The organism is Bacteroidota bacterium, assembly GCA_030706565.1.
Taxonomy (GTDB): domain Bacteria; phylum Bacteroidota; class Bacteroidia; order Bacteroidales; family JAUZOH01; genus JAUZOH01.
This window is the reverse complement of sequence record JAUZOH010000204.1, coordinates 1-6745: the sequence shown is the minus strand read 5'-3', so window position 1 is coordinate 6745 and position 6745 is coordinate 1. Positions and strand designations below refer to the sequence as shown.

Genomic DNA, 6745 nt, shown 5'->3' with positions numbered 1-6745 from the left:
GCAAATATCACATACATAGGCGGGCATATTTATGGATCCAAACCTTTCACTTACACCAATGCAATCAATAAGGGCAAAAAAATATGGATGACCGAACATTATTATGATGACAGCACCAGCAATATCAACATCGCATTAAAGGTAGCCAAAGAAATACACGACTGCATGTGCAATAACATGAATGCTTATTGTTGGTGGTGGATGTTGCCTCTGAACGGAAGTAAATGCAACCTGATTGATTCAAAAAATGCACTAACCAAGAACGCATGTGCAATAGGGCAATTTTCGAAATGGATTCGCCCCGGCTATAATAGAATTGAGGCAACCGCTAATCCGAATTCGAACGTTTATATAAGCGCCTATACGAATGGGACAAAGGTGGTGATTGTTGCAATCAACATGAGTACAGTAGCAATCAGTCAACCTTTTAAAATTCAAAATGGGAATATATCTTCGGTAACTCCTTATGTCACATCTGGCAGCAAAAATATTGCTACTTCTTCAAATATTGCAGTAAGTAATAACGGCTTTACTGCCATTCTGGATGCACATAGTATTACGACCCTGGTAGCAAACTAATACTTTTACAAATATTATAAAATACCGTCATAGAGCTAAAACAAAAAGGTCAAATATGAAGTAAAATTAGTCATATTTGGCCTTTTCATTGGTTCACCAGAAAAACTCCGTGTTTGGCATTTAAAAACATCTTCCCCATTGCTATTGGCTAAAGCCAACAATTAAAAAGAACAATAATTTTCCAGGAATTAGCTAAACATTCGGGTTTTATTGAGCAATAAACCAATTAACATGATGTTAATTTTTCACCAGCATTGCCTTGGCATTATCATTTTTAGAAATGGCAAGGCAATAATCATAAAAATCCTTATACGCTGAAGCTTTAAAACAACCTTGTTTTAGCATTAACTTACGAGTATATATAATTTTATTGCCATCCACTTTGACAGAGAAAGAATAATCGCCAAAAGCCGAATTAACATTCTGTCCCTGAGGAATAGACTCCACTTTATATCCGGACGGAATAGTATAAATCAGAGTATCATAATCAACTGATGTTCTGCTTATTAAAAGATCAGAAAGCCTTTTTTTCATCATCTTTTTAACCGGACTTTGAAAATTAACCAGATTTAAAGGAAGAAGCATATAATTACCCGTAAATGAACAATAATTTTGAGAGTTCAATGATTCATCGACTATTGCCTGTGGAATGATCTTTTTTTCGTTTTTAATATCATATTTATTCAGCTGCATCGAAGGCAAAGAAGAATTCTGATACAACCACTTTTTTTGCTCATCAGCATTGATATTGAGTAATTGAAAAACCTCATCATAATACAATCCCTGATAATTGGTATGCATCATACAACTTGCATTTCCAGAGGGATCAACAACAAATTCAGCCCTGCAGGTTCTAAGATAATCTTCAGCAGGATATTTTTTGGTATGAGCAAATTTTCCACCATCAGGAGAGATTAAAAGTACATCCCGGTCATCGGTAAAATCGCCCAGAAAACCAAAAGGCATGCTCTGATTGGTGCATTCAAGCCAAATCGTATCTTTCCTCAAAGGAACACAAAGAATGACATGATCGAATTGATTAAAATTTGGAAAATCATGAAAAATAGGCTCTATGTACCGTCCTGCAGAGACAAGTGCCGGATATGACTCAATTCCAACATATCTAAGAAGGGCATGCATATAATTACTCAAGGTTTTACAATCGCCATATCCCGTTTCAAAAACAGTTTGAGCTGAAAAAGGCTGCCACCCTCCTATTCCCAATTGGATACTTACATATCGGGTACGTTTTTGCATATACTCGTAGAGCAATTTAATTTTCTGCAAAGTATCATTTACGCCGCTCAAAAGTCTGTCTATATCCGGTTTTTCCTTTAAAGCCAATTCATCCCTGCCAACATATAAATCACTTATCCATTTGCCAAATTCTTTCCAGTTGTGCGAAGTTCCTGCATATTTGTCATAAACAAGCTGCAAAGGCATCAGAAACACCCGGGGCATCCGTTGAGACAGACTCATAGCAAATGGTTCCTTTTCCTGGGCTTTCAAATTGCTAAAATCCCATGTTTCAACCAGGTCAGTACCTACTGTTGACACAGTAGATTTCCTGCTAAGATTTAATTCCTTCTTACTTACTTCAATATTTGATGGATGAATAAACACCAATTTGGAATGTTCCACGGAAGTATTATATTCATCTAAGGGTTGCCAGCAGCCGTATGCAACAAGATTATTCCGCCTGATTTCATATTCATACTCAACGGTAAAAGGATATTGCCCATAATCCGGCTTAAATATTTTGACTCTAAAATCAGAATACAATGACATTCCATCATAAGCAGGAATATCAACAATTTCTAATTTTTTTACTTTTTCTAACCTCTTGCCATCTTTATCATAGACAGCCAATTTATCAATAGTAACTTTGGCATCCTTATTATATGGAATTTTCAGTATGGCAGATGCTGCCCCGTTTTCATCTAAGACTGTAATTACATTTTTCACCTTTTCTACTCCTGAATTTACTGACTGAACGGTAAATTCCTCAATGTCTTCACGGATTATCGCATGAGCCTCATCTTTTAAACTGTCGGGAATTAAAGAGACCGAATAACTTTGAGCCCAAGCAGGGGAAAACAGGAACGACAATAAAATTGTCATTCCTGCAATATTTGTTTTGAAAGACATGAATATGATCTATTTTTTTGGTTAATGAAAATTGAAACTATAATTAAAAATGTAAAACTGTTAAGTCGTTTTTTTAAGTATCACATTTTCAGAATTTACTTTAACAATATGATTATAAAACTCTTTTAAATCCTTATATTCATCAGGTATGTATAAAATCTTATTTATCACTTTCTTATAATTAACGATTAGTTGATCACCAATATTTTGGACATAATAAGATACTACCATGGCATTATCCTGAAATTTCAATATTGTTGGGGCCGGCATTGATTCTACTTTATATCCTTCCGGAATTTTATAGGAAAAAACAAGTGTTTCAGAAACCGGATAATTATAATTTACCGGATATTTTCTGTCTTCAAGGATATAAATGTTTTTTCCAATTGCCTCATACAATAATGGCTGAAATAAAATTTTATCGCCCAATATTTCAGAATGGTCCGTAATTTCGACTTTCACAGAATCCATTAAAGGCACATTAACATTTTCCTTTTGAGATATTCCATAACTGATAATATTAAGTCCTTTTAAATTTTCCTGAAGTTTTCTAAAATAATCATCAACTGTTTTTTCATCCTTTAGATGATTGCGGAAACTTATTCCTGCATATCCATCATATTTTCCATTAACTGTTCCTGTAAATTTCCCATCAGGGGATATGGTCAAAAGATACTGTTTGGACATTTTATACCGGGCCGGAACTTCCAAATCAGCCCAATCACCATTTTCGTTGTTTACTACCCGTCCTTTTCCATTAATATCATTAGCCGGAAGAGTTCCCATTGGACAAAATTCGCAGGTTGCGTCTAAAAAATACGGTTTACCATCGACATTCAGGCGGGCAAGTACAGAATTAAACTTGGTAATAGTCGGATAAAAACTTGCGGCTGCACCATTATCTCTTGTACTAAACATTACCGGATCGGCCTTTAACCCGGCGGTCTGCAACATCAGAGTCAACAACAAATTGATTTCAGATGAATTCCCGGAATGAGCCTGAAAAGGTTTCTTCAAACCGTTTACTGACCAAAGGCTGTATACTCCAGTCCATTTCATTCTGCTCTGCACAAAAGAATATATTGCAGAGGCTTTATCCAAATCAGATGTTTTTCCTTTGATTAAATTCTCTACGGTATCACTAATGAAAGCTTTTGACTTTAAAAGACGACCAAAATCTTCCTCGCTGTTCATTTTTTCATTAACAGACTCCCATGATTGAGTAAAATCCTGACTCGGTTGATTTGGATACCGAACGCTGCTTAATTCGAACTCCATAGACTGGATATAATTATCATCACAATCAGTATTAGGTTCAGCAATAAATGCAGGTACATCCTTAGTGGCAAGGACCTGTCTGGTTGCATTTGCCTTCATTTCATAATTTTGGGCTTGTATACGACCCGATCCCTGTATCCCGCCGTTAACATCATTCTGTGCTTCAACGTGAAACAAAAATGACGCAGGTACCTGTTCGCTTTTTTGAACATCAAATGGCAAATATCCTTTAGACGATTGCCTATAATTAAAGTATTCCGGAATCTCAGTAGTATACTGGCTCCAGACAGCAGGATATTCATATTGAAAATTCCATCCCCTTAAATTATAAAGAAAATCCGATGTGATTGTATAAGACAACTCAATAACAGAACCTTCTTTAACCTGAGGAAAAGCGAATTTTTTAATTATATAATAATTAGATGCTTCCTCAAAAATGTTGTCGTTATCCAATTTTATCTTAACTATTTTACCATCAATCAAATTATAGGTAAAAGCCTTAAGAGTTGACAGTTTTTCTTTTGCAGAGCCATTTTTATATAGTTTCAATTTAAAATCAGCCAAATGAAAAGCAGATTTTTTGAAGATTTTAATTCGGCAATGCCTTTCAAAGACAAATTGAAATTGATGTTCGGAATTAAGTGTAAACTTTGTGTTCCCATTGTCGAAAAGCATCAATGCATCTGCCGTGGTATCTTTATCATACCTTGTCATGCTAAGTTCGGCAGGATCAATTTTCCCAAACTTCGGATCATCATATTGGCCAAAGACTAAAGGAAAAAGGAAAAGGAGAAAAAGGGTCAAACAGGTTTTCATAATTTAGGTTTTAATTTTTTAATAAATTTCAGATTTAACTTACTGAAATAGCAATACATTCAAGTGTTTTGGTATTGGGACAAAGAAGTGAAAAGATATGTTCTAACTTTATAAAATGTAAATTTAAAATAAAAAAAATATTTTCATCTATAATATATGTTATTTTATTAATCTAAAGATGAAGTGATCTATTGTCATCAACAAAAAGAAGGATACGAACAACGAGTCCGTAACCTTCTTAAATAATTGATTCAAATAATTTTAAATTCATCACCTGATAGTTTGAAAGTTTCCTTTGGTATAGAAATGCAAAAATGATTTATGTTATATATTTAAGAGACGAAATATGGAAGAAGTATATCTTCAAATTTGTAAAACCCCGTATTCTTATTCTGTATATTTTCGGCCACAAATAATGCACCATTACCAAAGGCTTCACGTGAAATAGATTCATGGATCAGCCGGACTGTCTGATAAGGGAAACCAAAAATAACTTCATGCTTGCCAACAATTCCCCCTGCCCTGATGGAGCTAATTTTTGAAGTTTCAACCTCCAGTTCTTCCGCAATTTTAAGGGCAGTACCCGAAACTCCTTTCTTCTGTTTAAAATGTTCTTCCACCACCTCAACATCCACCCAGGGAGCAATCTTCTTTAAAAATTTGGCAGCAAACAGCAGATAATTTACTCCCAAAGTAATGTTAGGCGACCAAAATACAGCAACATGGGTTGACAGATCATGAAGAAAATCAATAGTTTTTTCATCATAGTGCGAAATTGCAGAGATGATCTTAATATTTCTAAGGCTTGCTGCTTGGCCATATTCGAATATTGCTTGAGCCGATGAAAAATCAATGATGAAATCAACCGGATGTTCATCCAGTAGTTCATCAATATTTACCGTTTCTTTTGAATGAATTGATGCGGGATCACGGGAAGGTATACCAAGGAATTCGGATACAGAGCGACTTTCAAGAACCATACTCTGCCTTAATACCCATTCCAGAGAAAATTCTTTGTTTTGAAGAACCACTGAAGCCACAGCCTTGCCGGCTTTACCAAAACCAATTAATCCTACTTTCATGATATATAATTTTAAGTTGTTATTTTCATGAATAAAAACATAATTCCGATTAATTGCCTGAAATGAATCCGCCATATTATCAGATCACAGCCAACAATGCCAGATAATATAACAAAAAGTTTATTTTGCTTTAGCCAGCTTTATTAAACAGTGAATATGCCGGGCAACCTAATTCCTTTTGTTTACAATAACGGCAGGTTAACTTCCCTCGTATAAATCCATTGCCACTGGTTGTCAGAAAAAGAATCAACAATACGGAGAATAGCAAAAGAAAATCAAACCGGAGAATCATCAGAACAACACCTACAACAATGGGGATTAAAGAGACCAGCATATCAGGGACCAGATCCAGCCAGGTTAGTTTCTTTATGCAAAACTCTGCCGGTTCCCCTTTTTTAAAAAACCAAGCACTGATTTTCCCTCTTCCGAATCCACATACCCGGCCCCAATAATAACAATTGGCACAACTTTTTATCAACCTATACTCCAGTATTAAGACATACAACAGGTATAGCAGTGAAAATAACAAGCCTAATTTGTTAATCACAAAAAAACCAAGTCCATAAAGGGCTAAAGAAAGAGTGTTTGAAAGAACAACAGTGCCCAGGGGGTAATTCTCATATTCTTTTGTTGCGCTCATGGTTTTATATTTTCAAATAGTCGAATAATTAATTCATGGTTTACAAATCGCCTTCATCGTGTTTACATATTAATAATCTGCATATTATAATGTACCAAAACAATATTTCCAGTATCGGAATTTTATAAATTTCTTTCATTCTTATTATATAATACTGTAGATTAAAGATATAACAATACCGAGAATTCACAAATTTGCCGGT

At 34.9% G+C, this 6745-nt stretch carries 5 protein-coding genes; 1 reads left to right on the top strand and 4 read right to left on the bottom strand.

Translation table 11 applies throughout. The features are described from left to right. Window positions 1-579: hypothetical protein (locus tag Q8907_10760; protein MDP4274748.1), on the top strand; the 579-nt coding region annotated here is incomplete at its 5' end. Between the two features lie 237 nt (window positions 580-816). Here Q8907_10760 and Q8907_10755 read toward each other — a convergent pair. The 4 genes from Q8907_10755 to Q8907_10740 all read right to left on the bottom strand — a co-directional run bounded on the left by Q8907_10755 (window position 817) and on the right by Q8907_10740 (window position 6543). Continuing rightward, the gene (locus Q8907_10755) at window positions 817-2727 is read right to left on the bottom strand and encodes a DUF3857 domain-containing protein (protein ID MDP4274747.1); all 1911 of its coding nucleotides are present in this window, start codon (window positions 2725-2727) and stop codon (window positions 817-819) included. A 60-nt stretch (window positions 2728-2787) separates the two neighbouring features. Continuing rightward, window positions 2788-4821 carry a hypothetical protein gene (locus Q8907_10750; protein ID MDP4274746.1) on the bottom strand — a complete coding sequence of 678 codons (2034 nt, stop codon included), beginning with the start codon at window positions 4819-4821 and terminating at the stop codon, window positions 2788-2790. A 332-nt stretch (window positions 4822-5153) separates the two neighbouring features. Further along, window positions 5154-5903, bottom strand: a complete 750-nt coding sequence (locus Q8907_10745; GenBank protein MDP4274745.1) for a dihydrodipicolinate reductase C-terminal domain-containing protein — start codon at window positions 5901-5903, stop codon at window positions 5154-5156. Between the two features lie 130 nt (window positions 5904-6033). Next, window positions 6034-6543 (bottom strand): hypothetical protein, encoded by a 510-nt coding sequence (locus Q8907_10740; protein MDP4274744.1) that lies wholly within the window; start codon window positions 6541-6543, stop codon window positions 6034-6036. Window positions 6544-6745: the final 202 nt, after the last annotated feature.

Excerpts from the sequence above, each read along its gene's own strand:
- Q8907_10745 (MDP4274745.1), bottom strand. The coding sequence starts at position 5,903 with ATGAAAGTAGGATTAATTGGTTTTGGTAAAGCCGGCAAGGCTGTGGCT.
- Q8907_10755 (MDP4274747.1), bottom strand. The coding sequence starts at position 2,727 with ATGTCTTTCAAAACAAATATTGCAGGAATGACAATTTTATTGTCGTTC.
- Q8907_10750 (MDP4274746.1), bottom strand. The coding sequence starts at position 4,821 with ATGAAAACCTGTTTGACCCTTTTTCTCCTTTTCCTTTTTCCTTTAGTC.
- Q8907_10740 (MDP4274744.1), bottom strand. The coding sequence starts at position 6,543 with ATGAGCGCAACAAAAGAATATGAGAATTACCCCCTGGGCACTGTTGTT.